Annotated in this window: 17 protein-coding genes and 1 riboswitch; of the genes, 3 read left to right on the top strand and 14 right to left on the bottom strand. The window is 41.9% G+C overall.

Translation table 11 applies throughout. The features are described 5' to 3' along the window. Window positions 1-998 precede the first annotated feature (998 nt). Both R8N49_RS17020 and R8N49_RS17015 read left to right on the top strand, forming a co-directional pair. Window positions 999-2,168, top strand: coding sequence for a D-alanyl-D-alanine carboxypeptidase family protein (locus tag R8N49_RS17020; protein WP_017819852.1), 1,170 nt, complete (start codon window positions 999-1,001; stop codon window positions 2,166-2,168). 212 nt (window positions 2,169-2,380) lie between these two features. Beyond that, window positions 2,381-2,788 carry an SPOR domain-containing protein gene (locus R8N49_RS17015; protein ID WP_005373701.1) on the top strand — a complete coding sequence of 136 codons (408 nt, stop codon included), beginning with the start codon at window positions 2,381-2,383 and terminating at the stop codon, window positions 2,786-2,788. A 50-nt stretch (window positions 2,789-2,838) separates the two neighbouring features. Here R8N49_RS17015 and R8N49_RS17010 read toward each other — a convergent pair whose 3' ends face one another. The 5 genes from R8N49_RS17010 to R8N49_RS16990 all read right to left on the bottom strand — a co-directional run bounded on the left by R8N49_RS17010 (window position 2,839) and on the right by R8N49_RS16990 (window position 5,732). Further along, a complete protein-coding gene (locus R8N49_RS17010; RefSeq protein WP_005373699.1) occupies window positions 2,839-3,312 on the bottom strand; it encodes a peroxiredoxin in 474 nt (157 codons plus the stop codon). Between the two features lie 126 nt (window positions 3,313-3,438). After that, complete coding sequence (locus R8N49_RS17005) at window positions 3,439-4,455, bottom strand: adenosine deaminase (RefSeq protein WP_017819853.1); 1,017 nt, start codon at window positions 4,453-4,455, stop codon at window positions 3,439-3,441. 89 nt (window positions 4,456-4,544) lie between these two features. Beyond that, window positions 4,545-4,644: riboswitch (purine riboswitch) on the bottom strand. 237 nt (window positions 4,645-4,881) lie between these two features. Beyond that, window positions 4,882-5,022 carry a PA3496 family putative envelope integrity protein gene (locus R8N49_RS17000; protein ID WP_017633782.1) on the bottom strand — a complete coding sequence of 47 codons (141 nt, stop codon included), beginning with the start codon at window positions 5,020-5,022 and terminating at the stop codon, window positions 4,882-4,884. Between the two features lie 50 nt (window positions 5,023-5,072). Next, window positions 5,073-5,282, bottom strand: a complete 210-nt coding sequence (locus R8N49_RS16995) for a hypothetical protein (RefSeq protein ID WP_005373692.1) — start codon at window positions 5,280-5,282, stop codon at window positions 5,073-5,075. Between the two features lie 240 nt (window positions 5,283-5,522). Continuing rightward, window positions 5,523-5,732, bottom strand: coding sequence for a cold-shock protein (locus tag R8N49_RS16990; RefSeq protein WP_005373691.1), 210 nt, complete (start codon window positions 5,730-5,732; stop codon window positions 5,523-5,525). A 401-nt stretch (window positions 5,733-6,133) separates the two neighbouring features. Here R8N49_RS16990 and R8N49_RS16985 point away from each other — a divergent pair, with 401 nt between their 5' ends. Beyond that, on the top strand, window positions 6,134-6,982 hold the full coding sequence (locus R8N49_RS16985; protein ID WP_017635146.1) for a pirin family protein: 849 nt from the start codon (window positions 6,134-6,136) through the stop codon (window positions 6,980-6,982). Between the two features lie 142 nt (window positions 6,983-7,124). On the opposite strand, the gene R8N49_RS16980 is transcribed toward R8N49_RS16985, so the two are convergent. The 9 genes from R8N49_RS16980 to R8N49_RS16940 form a co-directional block, all read right to left on the bottom strand. Further along, window positions 7,125-7,973, bottom strand: a complete 849-nt coding sequence (locus R8N49_RS16980) for a patatin family protein (RefSeq protein ID WP_005373688.1) — start codon at window positions 7,971-7,973, stop codon at window positions 7,125-7,127. Window positions 7,974-8,230: 257 nt separating this feature from the next. Continuing rightward, a complete protein-coding gene (locus R8N49_RS16975; protein WP_017635147.1) occupies window positions 8,231-8,569 on the bottom strand; it encodes a hypothetical protein in 339 nt (112 codons plus the stop codon). Window positions 8,570-9,261: 692 nt separating this feature from the next. Further along, complete coding sequence (locus R8N49_RS16970; protein ID WP_005373685.1) at window positions 9,262-9,693, bottom strand: YccF domain-containing protein; 432 nt, start codon at window positions 9,691-9,693, stop codon at window positions 9,262-9,264. Window positions 9,694-9,911: 218 nt separating this feature from the next. Beyond that, entirely contained in the window at window positions 9,912-10,844 is a 933-nt protein-coding gene (locus tag R8N49_RS16965) for a Gfo/Idh/MocA family protein (protein WP_186585464.1), read from the bottom strand. A 123-nt stretch (window positions 10,845-10,967) separates the two neighbouring features. Continuing rightward, a complete protein-coding gene (locus R8N49_RS16960) occupies window positions 10,968-12,623 on the bottom strand; it encodes a phosphoethanolamine transferase (protein WP_025767952.1) in 1,656 nt (551 codons plus the stop codon). Window positions 12,624-12,644: 21 nt separating this feature from the next. After that, window positions 12,645-13,001 carry a diacylglycerol kinase gene (locus R8N49_RS16955; RefSeq protein ID WP_017635149.1) on the bottom strand — a complete coding sequence of 119 codons (357 nt, stop codon included), beginning with the start codon at window positions 12,999-13,001 and terminating at the stop codon, window positions 12,645-12,647. Window positions 13,002-13,128: 127 nt separating this feature from the next. Next, window positions 13,129-13,521 (bottom strand): hypothetical protein, encoded by a 393-nt coding sequence (locus tag R8N49_RS16950; protein ID WP_033906355.1) that lies wholly within the window; start codon window positions 13,519-13,521, stop codon window positions 13,129-13,131. A gap of 119 nt (window positions 13,522-13,640) precedes the next feature. Further along, a complete protein-coding gene (locus R8N49_RS16945; protein WP_017819858.1) occupies window positions 13,641-14,939 on the bottom strand; it encodes an ATP-binding protein in 1,299 nt (432 codons plus the stop codon). After that, the gene (locus R8N49_RS16940; RefSeq protein WP_005373673.1) at window positions 14,939-15,652 is read right to left on the bottom strand and encodes a response regulator; all 714 of its coding nucleotides are present in this window, start codon (window positions 15,650-15,652) and stop codon (window positions 14,939-14,941) included. The genes R8N49_RS16945 and R8N49_RS16940 overlap by 1 nt, the downstream gene beginning before the upstream one ends. Window positions 15,653-15,797 lie beyond the last annotated feature (145 nt).

Below are 15,797 nucleotides of genomic sequence, written 5' to 3'. Positions count from 1 at the left end.
TTATGATGCAAAACAAAGCTCATATTTCCATGTTAAATATGGACTGGTCATACTGCTTTCTAATAATTAAATTATTTAAAAATTATAAACTGATTTTATATCCATTATAAATAAAATTAATGATAATTAATATTTGACATAACCTCTAAATTTATGTGGAATATGCGAGTTGATTTGTTTTGAAGAAATAAAATTAATTTCTAGTACTTTTATTTAAGACAAGCTTAGCTTTTAGCGATGTTTAATTATTAATGCTTATATCATGAAAGAGGATATGTATGATGTCGTCGTTTGAGTCGTACTGGGTTGGGATACGTCAAAGAATAGCCGAACAAACCGAAGGTAACCGCAGTTTAAAGTCTCTAGTCATTAAAAAGCAGCGTGTGAACTTAAATAACAGTGGGTTATCCTTTCGCGCTAAGTCCGGATGCCTTATTCCTCACTGTTATACCAAGTTCTCTGATGAGATAAACCTAAAAACATCGAAAAAATCGTCTCTTAGTTTTAAAAAAGGAAAGCTGTATTTTTCTCCAGTTTAATAATAAATGAAATTTGCATAAATTATAATATTAGGTTTTTAAATTTATCGATAATTAATTACGATTTTATGATGCGTTTTCAATATGTTTTCTTGGTAAATAATTAGCTGGGCTTATTGTTGATTGTTTTTGTTGTTTCCTATTTAGATATGGATAAAAGCTCAACTACTTTTCCTATACCAACTTACTCCCTGAATTGACTTGCGCGCTTTTTCTCTCCTCTCAAAAAAACATAGCGTTACGGAATTATTTTCGCTCCTGTTTCATTCTTCAAGACGAAAGCTCTACCTACCTCTCATTATTTTCGACAAACATTGAGTAAAAGTAACCAATCGTAACAAGGTGGCTGTAACTGAGCGCCGTTTCAATATACTCGTTTTTTAACTAGGTAATCCCGCGCTTTGAATTCATTCGGGTACCGTTTGTAAGCCTTAAATGCTACTAAGATAAGATGTCATGATGAGAAAAAGTACTATATTACACACAGTGTTAATTACAGGGTTCGCTGCTGTATCCTCGTTGGCTTATGCTGCGCCTTCAGTTGTGCCAAATGCGCCGGAACTCAGTTCTCGTGGTTATGTTTTGATGGACTTCCATACGGGGAAAGTACTGGTTGAACGTGATGCCCACAAACGTTTAAACCCCGCGAGTTTAACGAAGTTGATGACTGCTTATGTAGCTGGTCAAGAAATTAATACAGGCAATATTACGTTGAATGATGAGGTTGTCATCAGCCGAAATGCTTGGGCAAAAAATTTCCCAGATTCTTCAAAAATGTTTATTGAAGTCAATACTTCCGTTTCTTTGTCTGACTTATACCGTGGTCTGATTGTTCAATCTGGTAACGATGCCAGTGTCGCTATTGCTGAGCATGTTGCGGGAAGTGAATCAGGGTTTGTGAGTTTGATGAATAGTTGGGCCGCCAAGCTTGAATTGTCTAACACGGCATTCACCAACCCTCACGGCCTAGACAGTGACGGTTTATATTCGACACCTTATGATATTGCCAAGTTGGGCCAAGCGATTATTCGTGACTTACCTGATATCTATCCGCTGTATAGCGAAACCTCGTTTACTTACAATGGCATCACTCAATACAACCGTAATGGCTTGCTTCGTGATCGTAGTATGAATGTCGATGGCATGAAAACTGGTTATACAAGCGGCGCGGGTTATAGTCTAGCGACTTCTGCAACACAAGGTGATATGCGTTTGATTGCCGTAGTGATGGGAGCGAAGAGTGAGAATGTTCGTGAATCAGAAAGCAAGCAGCTGTTGAGTTATGGCTTCCGCTTTTACGATACGGTAATGCCGACTGAGGCGGGTGCGGAACTTGCGAAAGCTCGAGTTTGGATGGGCGAAAAAGACGAGCTTACTGTCGGCGTAGCTAACGATGTTTATCTCACTTTGCCAAAAGGAGATGTAAAAAATCTGCAAGCGGAAGTTGAATACAACGGTGATTTAGTTGCGCCAATTTCTGAGCAACAAGTGGTTGGTAAAGTGCTTTACAAAGTCGACGGTAAGGTCGTAAATGAAGCCGAGCTCGTTGCATTGGAGTCCGTGGAGGAAGGCAGTTTATTCAAGCGAATTTTAGACTGGTTTAAGCAATTGGTCGCTAGCTGGTTCTAAACAGTAGCGAACTTCTGTCTATATCACTCTATCTTGTTAATGTTCTATTAAATCAATTTACTAAGGCGACCAACGTGGTCGCCTTACGTTTTTGGAATACTCGTTGCGTTAAAACACAGGCCCTCTTGTAAGGGTGTGTTTTTACCTGACCAAGAGCGTTTTGTGTTTTTGGGTGCGAGAGAAAAGAAACTAGAACAAGAATGGAGTGACACGTGCACAAGATTTTATCTTTGACATTGATTTTATCGCTCATGGGCTGCGCTATGCCTTACCAGCAGGAGGTCGATAGCGGCCAATGTGTTGGAGTCATGACCTCTCAGGATGCATATGGTTATTTAAACCCAAACCATTACACGATGCAGGTACTCGCGCTAAAGCAAGAAAAAGATGTGAAAGATTATATTCGCTATATCGATCCTAAGCATCCGGTTTGGGTTAACTGGAAAAACAGCCGAGGCACGCGTTGGTATACGGTAACTGTTGGTGATTTTAAAACGAAGCAGGATGCCTACAATGCGCTTTCTTCATTACCAAGCCGTGTAAAGCAGTCATCCCCGTTTGTGCTGACTTTTGCGGAAATGCAGCGTAAGCAACAAACGAGTGTTGTGAGAATGCGTTAACCAACAAAAAACGGAAGCGATGGCTTCCGTTTTTGTATTTAGGAGTAAGCTTAAAGCGCCGCTAAAATCGTTTCTGCTTTGCTTGCTTCAAACTCTTTTGGCTCTTCAACGTTTAGCTTAGTCACTGTGCCGTTTTCAATGATCATTGCGTAACGTTGTGAGCGAATACCACCAAAGCCGCCTGTATCCATTTCAAGACCTAATGCTTTAGTAAAGCTAGCGTCGCCATCACCCAACATCAAAATCTCAGAAGCGTTTTGAGCTTCGCCCCACGCTTGCATCACAAATGCATCGTTTACAGAAACGCACGCAATTAAATCAACACCTTTTGCCTTTAGCTCATCAGCTAATACCACATAGCCTGGTAGATGGGCTTCTGAACAGGTAGGGGTGAATGCGCCAGGTACAGCAAAGAGTACGACTTTCTTGTTCGCAAACAGTTCTGTAACGTCGTGGTTCACCATACCATCGGCAGTCAACTCACTTAGAGTTGCAACTGGTAGAGCTTGGCCTTGTTGAATCATGATTCTATTCCTTTTTGTGTGCTAGTTTAGCTTTCTCAGTCTAGCGTTTATAAATGCGGTTAACCACAGAGTTTTTGTAGGGTTTTAATACCTACGCGTTTGGCCTAAGGCGTGGCACTGATGCCTTTATTGCAAAGCTTCGTGCTGGTTTACGTATTGGCTAACAAGGTGACGATATTTCGCCTTTAACTCGTTATCGATAAAGCTGGCATCAATCGCGTTCATTGTAAATTGGGCAAGTTCACTCTTACTCATTGGATGTGCGTTGTTGACGGCCAGAAAGTTATCCGTCATGTAGCCACCAAAGTACACAGGATCGTCTGAGTTAATCGTTACAGCGACACCTTTTCGTAGCAAATCCACAATATTGTGATCTTTCATATCGTCGAATACACATAGCTTAAGATTCGATAACGGACACACTGTCAGTGGCATTTGGCTTTCGATTAAGGATTCAACTAATGCTTCATCATCAACACAGCGAACACCGTGATCCACGCGGCTCACGTAAAGCATTTCAATTGCATCGCTAATATTTTGTGCGGGGCCTTCTTCACCTGCGTGAGCAACGGTAAGTAAGCCTTCTTCTACTGCTTGTTTAAATACGCGCTTGAATTTAGCTGGCGGATGACCTTGTTCTGAAGAATCTAGTCCAACACCAATGATCTTATCACGGTGTTTCAGAATAGCCTGTAGGGTCTCTATGGCGCTCTCTTCTGAAAGGTGACGGAGAAAACACGCAATAATTTGCGAGGTAATGCCAAGTTTTTCGTGACCATCTTTTAGCGCACGAGCGATTCCATTGATAACAGTGTCAAAGTCTATGCCGCGTTCTGTGTGTGTTTGAGGGTCAAAAAAGATTTCGGTATGAATAACGTTGTCTTCTTTACAGTGCAGTAAGTATTCCCAAGTGAGATCGTAAAAATCTTGCTCCGTACGCAGAACTCCCGCTCCTTGGTAATAGAGGTCGAGAAATGATTGTAAGTCTGTAAACTGATATGCGCTGCGTAGTTCACTCGGAGAAGAGTAAGGGATCTCGATGCCGTTTCGTTTTGCTAATTTGAATAAGAGTTCCGGCTCAAGTGAACCTTCGATATGTAAGTGCAGCTCTACTTTTGGAAGACCTTGAATAAATGCGTTCATATTCCACCTTATGTGTATTGTGGATGCAGTTACTCTAAGAATAGGTATAGATAGAAATAAATCGAACGCTATCACAAAGAGTAAGACCCACGATGATCTCAACTCTTCGTAATCAGCACTTTGCGGGAACTGGTAGAGACCCCCAAACCATATCATTGGGGTTATACGAAGCAAACGAGAGGGATTATACGCAAAAATATCGCTTTGGCTATACGCAAATAACCTAACTGTCATTAGTCACGGGTTTTCCTGTGAGCGAAACGACTATTTGCAAGTCACTTGAGTATAGAGGAGCCAGTTGTTTTTGCGTGTGTGAGAGGCACGTGTAATTAGAAGAGTAGTCTAAAAGAGTGGAGATTCGTTTGAGCAAAGGTAGGTGGCGGTACCTTGCACAACGATAAAGGCAGAGAAAGCACTAGAGAGCATTTATAGATCGAATAACTTATCAAATTCTCTTTGTTCCATAATGTCTTCTATGCGGCGTCGAGTTTTCTGCTTTACCGCCGCCGCGTTTTGTTCAGACTCTTTTTTGTCTTTTTCTGACTGCTTCTTACTTTTTCTAGCCATTGGATACCTTCCAAATTAGTTGCATTATCCATTAATGCATGAAAACTGAATCAGTTAACAGTAAAACTTCCTAACTTTGAACCTGAATCACAGAGAATAGTTCCAGATTGCGTTTTCTCACAATATTCAAAATCGATCATGAAGCTATGAGAAAGAAGTTTCGGTAATACGTGCCTTCGTAAAATATCACCATTTAATTGATGTATTTTAGCGTTCCAAGAGGTTTGAGGTTGTTCTAAATTAAATTCAATTTCTAACATTTATTCTCCTGTTTTTTAGTGATTTTCTCTTTGTTAAGTAATTGATACCAATGCCTTTGACGGCCAGTTCTTTTTGAGGACATGATTTTTCCTATAAATAATAAATTAAGCAGTACTATTCAGTTTATTTTAGATAGCACAAAGCAATGCCTAAAATTAGGCTGAGTGATTGATGAAAGAATATTTTTGAAGGAGAGAGGTTTGGTGCAGCATGGGCATGCTACACCAAGAAAAGCAGTCTTATAGAGGAGTTACTTCAGTCGCTTGAGGACCTTTTTTACCTTGCTCTACATTGAAGCTTACTTTCTGACCTTCAGTCAGTGTTTTGAAACCGTCAGAAACGATAGCGTTAAAGTGTACGAATACATCTTGGCCGCCGTTGTCTTGAGATAGAAAACCGAAGCCTTTAGTTTCGTTAAACCATTTTACTGAACCAGTTACTTTCGACATAAAAATACCTTTGAATTAAACATTAAAATTATGATTTGTTTTGTGGATCTTTTCTAAGCTATTGAATGTTCAATCAAGAGGAAGTTGTACGCAGGTGTCTGAATTGGGGATTCAAGATTTTACTGAGAGGAAACTTAAACTAAATGTTGCATTAACAGCTCTCTTCTAAGAGCCAAGGCACACTATACACCTTGTTTAGAAAATAGCTACATTTATTTTAGATAAATTAAATGTGCTCATTATTAACTCGATAAATTGTATTGTTCGAAAAAGTTGAATAAGTAGAACGAATAGTATGGCTCATAATTTTAGCTCATCAACCTAAAATAGAACCTTATAGATAGCCATAGATTAAACATGCGATTTGCAAGCGGTCACAAAGATAAACTAGGAGAACTAGTATGAGTACATTCAGAGAAATTCGTCAGCTTATTCCTGCGCAACCTACTGCTGATGGTGATGGAGTGAAAATTCGCCGAGTAGCGGGTTTCAATCATGCTAGTTTTTCTCCATTTTTGATGATGGATGAACTCAAATCAGAAGACCGCGCTGACTATATCGGCGGTTTCCCTCCGCATCCGCACCGAGGTATTGAGACGCTCACTTATATGTTGAAAGGTCATTTCCAGCATCGTGATCATATGGATAATGTTGGTGAGCTTCGTTCCGGTGGTGCACAGTGGATGGCGGCAGGAAGAGGCGTCATCCATAGCGAAATGCCTATTATGAAGGAAGGCGAATTGCATGGTTTCCAAATTTGGATTAACCAGCCTGCGAAAAATAAGATGCAGCCAGCTCAATATCATGACTTTCAACCTGAAACGATCACTGAGTTTGATACTCCGAATACGGGGGTTGTACGTTTGATTGCGGGTCATATGACTATAAACAACGAACGAATTCAGGGGCCGCTAACAGAGACAGGTGTTGCTGCCACGGTAGCCGATTGGAGAGCGATGGGGGGGCAAGCTTTGAATTTGAACACGGATCAAGACAACAACATGATGCTCTATGTCTATAAAGGTCGTATTCAATTAAAAGGTCGTGAGATCAATCAAGGCGAAATGGCCATTTTATCGAAAGGTGAATGGGTTGAATTGCAGGCCGAAAAAGAGAGTGGTGCACTGATCTTTATTGGTGAGCCAATTAATGAACCCGTGGTGCATTATGGCCCTTTTGTCATGAATAGCATGGAAGAGATAGAACAAGCCATCCAAGATTACAACTCTGGGTTGTTTGAAACTTACTAGTTTGGACTGCCTACTCGCTTTTTCAGTTAGCGAGCAAATTAAAACAGTTTTGAGCCTGAATATTGGGCTCGACCAGAAGCAAATACGATAATCCACTGCCATCGAATTTGCGTTAGCCACGTTTAATCCACGTGGCTTTTTTCTACTTCTGACTCCATCGTATGATGGCTTCCTTTCCTGCTTCAATTCCTAACTCATAAGCATGACGCAGTGGTGCTGGCGATCGACTCAGCCGTTTCAACTTGAATGTTTCAGGAGGACACACTTGAATGATTTCGATACCAGGTGGTGGGTTGTTGATCAGCGCTAAGGTCTGATTGTAGCGAACTTCACGTGTCAACATCGGTTCAATTAATCCGGGCGTTTCTTTCAACATCCTCCTAGTTAGGGCGCTGAATCTTCCTCTTGGCTTTTGATAGCTTGCGGGTTGGCTGCGTAAAACCATAATTTTTTTGGCTCCTCGCTTTATTGCTTCTGCAACAGGAAGTGCGTCTGAGACGCCACCATCAACGTATTGAATTCCGTTCAGTGATACGCCATTTCGGTAAAGTACAGGCAGTGCGCTGCTGGCTTTCATTGTTTCTGCCAAGTCGTCGACATCAGGAAGGTGGTACTCCGCTTGCCCATTGTCTTGACGCGTCACGCCTAAAAAGAAAGGTCGTGAATCAGCTTTGAGCGCAGATTTATCGATGCCAAGTTCTTCGAGGGTGACATTCCACATCCAGTCTAAGTTCATCATATCACCACCACGTAGAAGTTGAGATGGAGAGATAAATTCTTTTCTTAAGCTGTAATCGAGGTAGATTTTTAAGTTACGTCCGGGCATTTTAGCTAAGTAGGCAGCCAAGTTGCTAGCACCCGCAGACACTCCCCAAAAGCTATCAAATGGAGAGAACTCGCTAGCAAGAAAATGATCGAGTATGCCGCATGAAAATACGCCTCGCATGGCTCCACCTTCGACAATCAATGCTCGAGAGCCTACTTTTTCCATCACTTCGCTCCACTCTTTATCAATCGGATAATAGCGTGCAGCTTAACGCATAATGGTTTTATACCCAAGTGGGCCAAAGGTCTAGGTTGCGTTCCTTTGAATAAAAAGGGCATCAACGGATGCCCTTGTCACTTTTAGCCTATGGAATTGCGGGTAATTGAGTCGCTAATTTAGTGAAGGAGACCGAGCCAATTAGCCCCCTTACATAGAGCCATACCTGTAGTCCCATACTGATCGTTGTTGGAATAGTTTGATGATCACTTGTTAAATAGGCATACAAACACTATCCAGAGCGTTGTAAGCAAAAGTAATGGGGTGAATACTTTCTGGATAGAAGCGCCATCAGTTAAATTGTAAATTTTGATGGATTCATTATAGAACGCTCGTTTGAATTCTTTGAAGCTAATGTCGCTCTTCGCATGCGACTGTTCATAGTGCTGGTGCGCAGCGTCCGATAGCTGGTATTCCAAGTCTTGGAGCTCGTACTCCTTGTTAAAAAACGCATCCCAAGCCGAAAGGCGGGCTATCGTTTTAGGAGATGGATCCCCATTTAGTTTCTCTAGACGTTTAGCATAAGCTGCTTGATATTTATCCACGGTATATTCCTGTCTGAATAGACGTTGAGTTAGAACATATGTAAAAAAGAAAAATAAGTAATAAAAGGTTTTTTACGTTCTATACCTGTGATAAATGCTAAAAATTTCAATGCTCTAGCACTCCGATGTCGCAAATGATATTGATGGAATTGCTCTGCGACAAATAAAATAATTACTCTAGATAACAACGAATTTTTGTTGTTTTTTTTAAAAACTGATCATGAGATTGAGTGGGGATTTTTACCGAGAAGAATTTCGCTACTGTAACTGTCTATATTTACTCAAAAAGAGAAAATCTTAGAAGCTTTCTTTGATTGATGTGAGATATTTTAGGTCGAAAAGCATTAATTTTGGCTATGCTTATAGTTCGTCTTTTTTGTTGTTGAACTCTACTTCGAGGGGGAAAGAACCCATATTTCGAGCATAGGATAGCTCGCTTTTTCGTTACGTCGTTCTTGGAGTTTGAATCAGTGACGACGCTATGAGTCTAGCATCTTGAATTCACTTGGGTGTATTGATTAATTATAAAAGTAAAGCAGTGCTGAGCTAGGATAAACTTCAACGTAAAGGTGACGGTATGAATATACAATCAGCCATTATTGAATATGCGATAGCGATTATAGGCTTACTTTTGACGGGCGTTACCCTCTGAGCATGACTGCCCAGAGGATAGAAAGCGCATTAGCTTTTTGCTAACGATTGATGTTGTATCGAGCCATTGCAGCTTCTTCTGACGATACAACCGTTTTACCAATTGGTGCGAGTGAAATAACCGCTAGCTTGAGGTGTTGGAGCGCAAACGGAATGCCGATTATGGTGACAAAGCATGCTGCTGCAGAAAGTACGTGACCGATAGCTAACCAAAGGCCTGCAAATACAAACCAAAGGACGTTACCAATAACGCCGAGCGGACTCGTGCCAATGTCCATTTCATTGGTCAATTCATCGCGTGAGATGGCCTCTTTACCGAATGGGAAAAAGGAAAAATTACCCATAACGATACACGCACGCCCCCAAGGTATTCCGATGATGCTAATAAAGGCCAAAATACCAAAAAACCACCATAGCAACCCCATAAATACGCCACCAAATACAAACCAAATGATGTTACCAAGTGTTCTCATTCTATTTCCTTTATTCTTGAATGTGATGATTCAGATACCTGAGAGCAGCGTAAAACAAATCTAAACCGTCTGTTTTGTCGATGTGTGCTTTTGTGCCCTCATTCACCTGATTGATAGAATAATCGCTGTAGTCTTAACAGAGAATGAATGCCTTCCCTAAGGCAAGTCTTTTTAGTATAGAGCGTAATACTCAATCAAGCATATAGCCAAGAATCGCATTATCTAGAGACAACTTTCTCGATATATTGACAAATTTGCTCTGCCAATCGATGGCTGGCAATGTTGCGTTTTACTACTTCATTAGCAATATTTCCAGACTCAACGACGCCAAACCAGTCGAGCAACATCGAATGGAAACCTTTACTCGTTAGCATTGGCGTCCAGTCTTTCAAATTGATTTTTTGCTCTTGGTTAGCTTGCCATAGTTTGCCTTCAACGAAGGAGTCGAACTCAACTGCCTTGTTTGCATAACAAGCTTGAACGCGCTCTGTAGTGATACCGAAGTGGCGATTCATCGAGGCGTGGAGCAAAGTATCTCCATGTTGCCACTGAATATCTAAACGCGCCAACTGACTACCTTCAAGTTGATGAGTTACATAAGCATCTCTTAGATCGGCTTTGGCTGTGACGTTAACGCTGTCTAATGGGTGAATAAAATCATCAAATATAAAGGTACGAACATCCCCCGGTAGTTGGTGACGGTTCTTTTCCCAGCGTAGCGACTTTAAGTCAGATATGTTGCCTTGCTGCACTTGTGGCATATGTTGGTTGTAAAGTGGAATGTGACGACGGTTAAAGCCCACATAGAGTGGCTGTCTCTCTTTTTCGGCAATGTCGTACAGCTTTTCCACGTCATCAGCACTGTTCGCTAATGGTTTGTCGACAAAGGTTGGAATTCCATGCTGCAGAAAAAATGCCGCTATTTGAGGGTGTACGCTTGTTGCCGCATGAATCATGACGGCATCGACGCCAAAGTGTAGAAGTTGCTGGTAGTCTTGGCAGATCTCTGAGATTCGATACTGCTTAGCCAGGCTCTCAAGTGTGTTTGGGTTGCGGGTACAAAATACAAGTTCGATATTTGGAAGCTGAGTGATAACAGGAAGGTATGCTTTCTGAGCGATATCCCCTAGACCAATAATACCAATTTTCATCCTAGTCCTTATCTCGATGTATGGATCGCGGACTGTCAGTATAACGCTTGGCGCGGCGATGAGTTTAAATACCTTGTTAGAAAAAGCCTGATTCACACTTTGAGCCAGGCTTTATTGAATGATTTAGGAAACGGCTCGGCAGGCTTTGAATATATCTAACTTGCTATCGTAGGCTTGAGTTTGTACATCCATAATGCCTAATAAAGAGTGGAATACGTTATCATGTGAGTATTGGCCTGCATTCTGTGCTTGTTTATACAAACAGTCGGTATTGATCTGCTTCGCTTGTTTAAAGCCCGAAGACAGCCACATGATCAAAGGAACGCGTTTTTGGAAATCTGGTGCAAGGCCATAAGGCATACCATGTAAGAACAATCCATTTTCGCCTAGTGACTCACCGTGATCCGATATATAAATTAGCGCGGTATTATACTCAGACTCTAACGCTTTAAGTTTTTTGATGGTTTCTGCCAATACAAGATCGGTGTAGCGTATGGTATTGTCATATGTGTTCACTATTTGTTCGATGCTACAGTTTTCGATATCTGCACGTGGACAGTCTGGTTTAAAGAAGGCGTTGTCTCTTGGGTAACGCTGAAAATAGGTCGGACCGTGGCTTCCTATAAGGTGCATGGCGACCACTCGGTTACCGTGCATATCCGCGACTTCCTGATCAAAATGATCTAATAGCGCCATGTCGTAACAAGTTTGGCCATTACACATAGGGCTTACTTGCTTTCGATCCACTTCAATTTTCTTGATCTTGTGGGCTACTTCTTTATCCCCACCGTCATTTTCTTTCCAAATGAGGTCAACCCCAGCGCGCAGCATTATATCGAGAGCATTGTCCTGGTTATCCGCTTTGGTGCGTTCAAACTCGTTTCGCGTGAGCTGTGAAAACATACAAGGCACAGATACAGCAGTCGCGGTGCCACAAGATGCGACGTCTTGAAATGAGATAACATCCAATTTACTAGTATAAGGGTTTGTCTCTCGTGTATAGCCATTGAGTTGGTAGTTCTGCGTTCGAGCGGTTTCTCCTACGACAAAAACCAGTAGTGTTGGTTTGCGCTGTGCTTGCTGTACGGCGCTATCTGACTGCTTTGCATCTGTGCCGATTTCTCGATATGGCTCTGGCGTGGTGAAATATTTCTCCTTCACATACCCGGTCGCGCTGTAAACGAACTGGGTGGGTATGATGATTTTTTTTAGGTGGCTATTGTTGCGCCCTACAGATGCGTAGTCTTGATAGTACACGCTGGCAATGACGGCGATGACAGCTAGCGACGACAGCATCGATACTAATTTGGTAACAGAGAAGTACAGTAATTGGTGACGTTGAGATTGCAGCTTGACCTTAAAGACAATTATCGCTGGGATAACTCCCATAATCAGCGTCCAAATTACAGAGTGAGCACTCAGGTAAGAACTCGCCTCGCTCGAATCGGTTTCAACAATATTGGCAATCATTCCAGAATCGAAAAGTGTGCCATAGTTATAGCTTGCGTAGCTCACCATACTTGAAACAATGATTAAAATTATAAAGAACGGCTTGCCGATCCAAGGCCAACTAAATAAATTAAAAAGGAAATTGAGCGCGGCAAGAAAGAAAATTGGTATTGTGATAATAAATCCAATCTTGACATTATCTAAGTGTGTAAAGATGCCGATCAGTTCTTTATAAATAGGGATATTTACGACGAGAGCGAAATACAGCGCCAACAGGAAAGTAAAGGTAACGTAAGAGATACCTCTCTGTTGTAAATCATGTGTCTTCATAATGAGTGTCTTGAATAAAAATTAGAGCAAGAACGAAGCCCAAATAAAAAGGGCAAGAGTTAACGCAACAAATACTGCTGCTGAGCCAATATCTTTGGCTCTACCACTGAGCTCGTGCCAGTCATCGCTAACACGGTCGACAACCGCTTCTACGGCGGAATTAATGAGTTCTACGATCAATACCAAGAACAGGCTACTGATCATCAGCACTCTTTCGTATGTGGTGACAGGAAGGAAAAAAGCACAGACGGAAAGCACCAAGGCGAGAATCAATTCTTGTCTAAAAGCGGCTTCGTGTGTCCATGCGGCTTTCAATCCTTGAAATGAATAGCCGGTCGCATCCATGACACGGCGTATACCTGTTTTACCTGGCTTCAAAATATGACCTTACTATTTAAGCATTGGGATGGAACACATATCCCAGAGAGGTAACGAGATTAATCGTTACAGCGTGAAACATTTGTGAATAGAATCCATCGCGCGATAATTTAAGAAAAGTGCTTATTTAATCAAGATCGTAGACGGTATAGCCTTTGTGCTGGAGGCATTTACGCAATACGAGAGATTGAGTTTTGGTTGAATCATTTGTTGCACTCAAAGCACCAGCTCCAGCTCCTACAGCACCGCCGGCCGCAGCACCGACAGCCGCTCCACCTAATCCGTCTTCTAGCGCACCAGCAGCTGCGCCGATCAATGCGCCTGTAACTGCCCCATTAGTGGCTTCAGATTTCGCTGCCTCTGATTTGTCGACATTTTCTGCATAGCCTTGGCAGTAAAGAAAGTCTTGTTCATATGTACTAGGGTCGACATTGGTCATGTCGACGACAGGTTTTTGGTTGTAGGCGCAAGCTGTAAGCGTAGAAGTAAGCGCCATAATCAGGATAAAAGATTTATACATGAGTACTATCCATTTAGTGTGTGAATCTTATGGATTAAATGTACACTGTTTTATTGTTGGGCTCTGTCGCTTGAGTGTATTGAAGTGTCGTCTTCTGTAAACGGGGTAGGAAGGTTAAGTTAACTGTCTGATTTTTTGAGGCTAAGTGTGAAGCAAGCTCCTCCAAGTGGGCTATGGCAAATCGAAACTTCTCCACGTTGAAGCTCCATTATCTGTCTGACAATCGCCAAGCCGAGCCCAAACCCGCTCGTCTTTTTGTTGCGAGATTCATCCGCACTGTAAAATGGTTCGAATAGATGAGGCCAATGCTTTTCTTCAATACCTATGCCATCATCATGAACATTGATGAAGCAGCGGTGCTGATCGTGTTTTATCTCTACTAAAATCTGCTTATCCGCGTACCGCATTGCATTGCGCAGCAAGTTATCTAAGGCTCGCTTTAACAATTTTGGGTCAGCAAACGCGAGAACGTTTTCTGAGTTTACTTCTTGAAGCGAAATACCGAGCGTAGTCTCTTTTTGCCATCTCTGTCGTAATTCTTTGACTAAGTTGAATAGGACGACTTCTTCTTGAGTTTGTAATGCTGTGTCAGGACGCTCCATCTTTGCGTAGTAAAGCAATTCTTCAACCATTTCTTCCATCTCGTCAATGTCTTCGACGATACTGTAAACATACTTTTTCTGTTGTTCAGTTAAGGTTGAATCCGATAACAAATCTGCTTGCCATTGTAAGCGGAAGATTGGGGTACGCAATTCATGTGCAACGGCGTTAGTTAGCATTTTATTGCTAGTGATCAAGCGAGATACTTTATCGGCCATCGTGTTAAAGCTTTTGTTTAACGTCCCAACAGACTTAGCGCTTGAGGTACTAGCTCGAGCCTTGAAGTTACCTGAGGCAAACTCAACGGTCACTCTCTCTAGCTCTCGAATCCGACGGCTTAAGAACCAGATCAACAATATGCAATACAGAGCAAATCCAGCTAAAAAGAACAACCAAACGATATTGTCATCAAAGTTGGCTGCTTTAACCACAGGGCTATTCGGATTATCGCTCATTTTAAAGATAGGCGTGCTCGCATCTAGGCGGAACCAGATATCCCTTTCTTCATCGTAAGCGACGTTAACGGAGGTATCACTTTCAAACGCCTTTTTGATGTCTGTTGGAAGCTCTTCAAGCGTATGAGGCACCAACAAACGATGGCTTGATGTGGCAAATTGTTCCAACTGTTGTTGAGTATATTCTAATCCGTGTTCTTTATAGATAGGATAGATCAGATCGTGAAAAGCTTGACCCTCATGCTCTTGTAATAGGTAGTCATAATCTGTGTTGATCTCATAAACTAAGAACTCGTATCCCCACAAGCTAGCCATAAACAGAATGATAAGGCCAACAAAGCTTTCCAGATAAATCCGTCTCATTATTCATTCCATGCATCAGGCATAAATAGGTAGCCTTTGCCGCGAACGGTAATGATTTTTTGTGGTGAGCAAGAAGCATCGCCTAGCTTCTTTCTCAGTGTCACTATGCGATTATCAATGGTTCGGTCTGTGCCATCGTATTCAATACCACGCAGTGTTTTGGTCAGCCACTCACGTGATAGTGTTTTTTCAGCATGCGTAGCAAGAACCCACAACAAATCGAACTCGCCGTCTGTCAGCGCAATTTCTTCTTGGTTCATTACGCACGATTTACGCAACCGGTTTAAACACAGAACACCAATTTGTAGGCCGTTTTCGGACTCGGTAGGCGCCGCCTCTTTTCTTCTTAATAGCATGCGAATACGAGCCAGCAATACGCGAGGTTTGATGGGTTTAGTAACAAAGTCATCTGCGCCTATTTCTAATGCGGCGACATGATCGAAGTCATCATCACTTGCTGTCAGCATCAACACTTTGCCTTTGTAGCATTCTCGGATTTGACGACATACACTCAGACCATCTTGCCCGGGTAGCATCAAATCTAACAGCACCACGTCTGGTTGTGTGTCAATAATCGCATTGGGTGCGTCCGTCCCATTGTCGATACATTTGACCTGAAAACCTTGTTCAACAAAATACTCACCCAACATAGTTTGTAATTTGGGATCGTCTTCCACAATGATTAGAGATGGTTTGATTTGTTGTGCGTTCATTTAAGTGATGTATACAATATTTAATATCAATGGAACTTAAACAAATTTACGAATTATTTCAAATAAAGCCCCGAATTCAACTGCGAAGTGCGACACTCGCCAATATCAAGCGGCCAGTGCCATTTCTTTAAAGACAATCGCTGGT

The organism is Vibrio sp. 1978 (genome assembly GCF_033344345.1).
Note: the sequence above shows the minus strand (reverse complement) of the source record. Positions and strands in the feature narration are given on the sequence as shown.

What these genes read in the sequence shown, in the direction of transcription:
- R8N49_RS17000 (WP_017633782.1), bottom strand. Translation starts at nt 5,022, where the DNA reads ATGGCTAGAAAAAGTAAGAAGCAGTCAGAAAAAGACAAAAAAGAGTCT.
- R8N49_RS17020 (WP_017819852.1), top strand. Translation starts at nt 999, where the DNA reads ATGAGAAAAAGTACTATATTACACACAGTGTTAATTACAGGGTTCGCT.
- R8N49_RS16940 (WP_005373673.1), bottom strand. Translation starts at nt 15,652, where the DNA reads ATGAACGCACAACAAATCAAACCATCTCTAATCATTGTGGAAGACGAT.
- R8N49_RS16950 (WP_033906355.1), bottom strand. Translation starts at nt 13,521, where the DNA reads ATGTATAAATCTTTTATCCTGATTATGGCGCTTACTTCTACGCTTACA.
- R8N49_RS16995 (WP_005373692.1), bottom strand. Translation starts at nt 5,282, where the DNA reads ATGTTAGAAATTGAATTTAATTTAGAACAACCTCAAACCTCTTGGAAC.
- R8N49_RS16970 (WP_005373685.1), bottom strand. Translation starts at nt 9,693, where the DNA reads ATGAGAACACTTGGTAACATCATTTGGTTTGTATTTGGTGGCGTATTT.
- R8N49_RS17010 (WP_005373699.1), bottom strand. Translation starts at nt 3,312, where the DNA reads ATGATTCAACAAGGCCAAGCTCTACCAGTTGCAACTCTAAGTGAGTTG.
- R8N49_RS16945 (WP_017819858.1), bottom strand. Translation starts at nt 14,939, where the DNA reads ATGAGACGGATTTATCTGGAAAGCTTTGTTGGCCTTATCATTCTGTTT.
- R8N49_RS17005 (WP_017819853.1), bottom strand. Translation starts at nt 4,455, where the DNA reads ATGAACGCATTTATTCAAGGTCTTCCAAAAGTAGAGCTGCACTTACAT.
- R8N49_RS16985 (WP_017635146.1), top strand. Translation starts at nt 6,134, where the DNA reads ATGAGTACATTCAGAGAAATTCGTCAGCTTATTCCTGCGCAACCTACT.
- R8N49_RS16990 (WP_005373691.1), bottom strand. Translation starts at nt 5,732, where the DNA reads ATGTCGAAAGTAACTGGTTCAGTAAAATGGTTTAACGAAACTAAAGGC.
- R8N49_RS16980 (WP_005373688.1), bottom strand. Translation starts at nt 7,973, where the DNA reads ATGGAAAAAGTAGGCTCTCGAGCATTGATTGTCGAAGGTGGAGCCATG.
- R8N49_RS16965 (WP_186585464.1), bottom strand. Translation starts at nt 10,844, where the DNA reads ATGAAAATTGGTATTATTGGTCTAGGGGATATCGCTCAGAAAGCATAC.
- R8N49_RS16960 (WP_025767952.1), bottom strand. Translation starts at nt 12,623, where the DNA reads ATGAAGACACATGATTTACAACAGAGAGGTATCTCTTACGTTACCTTT.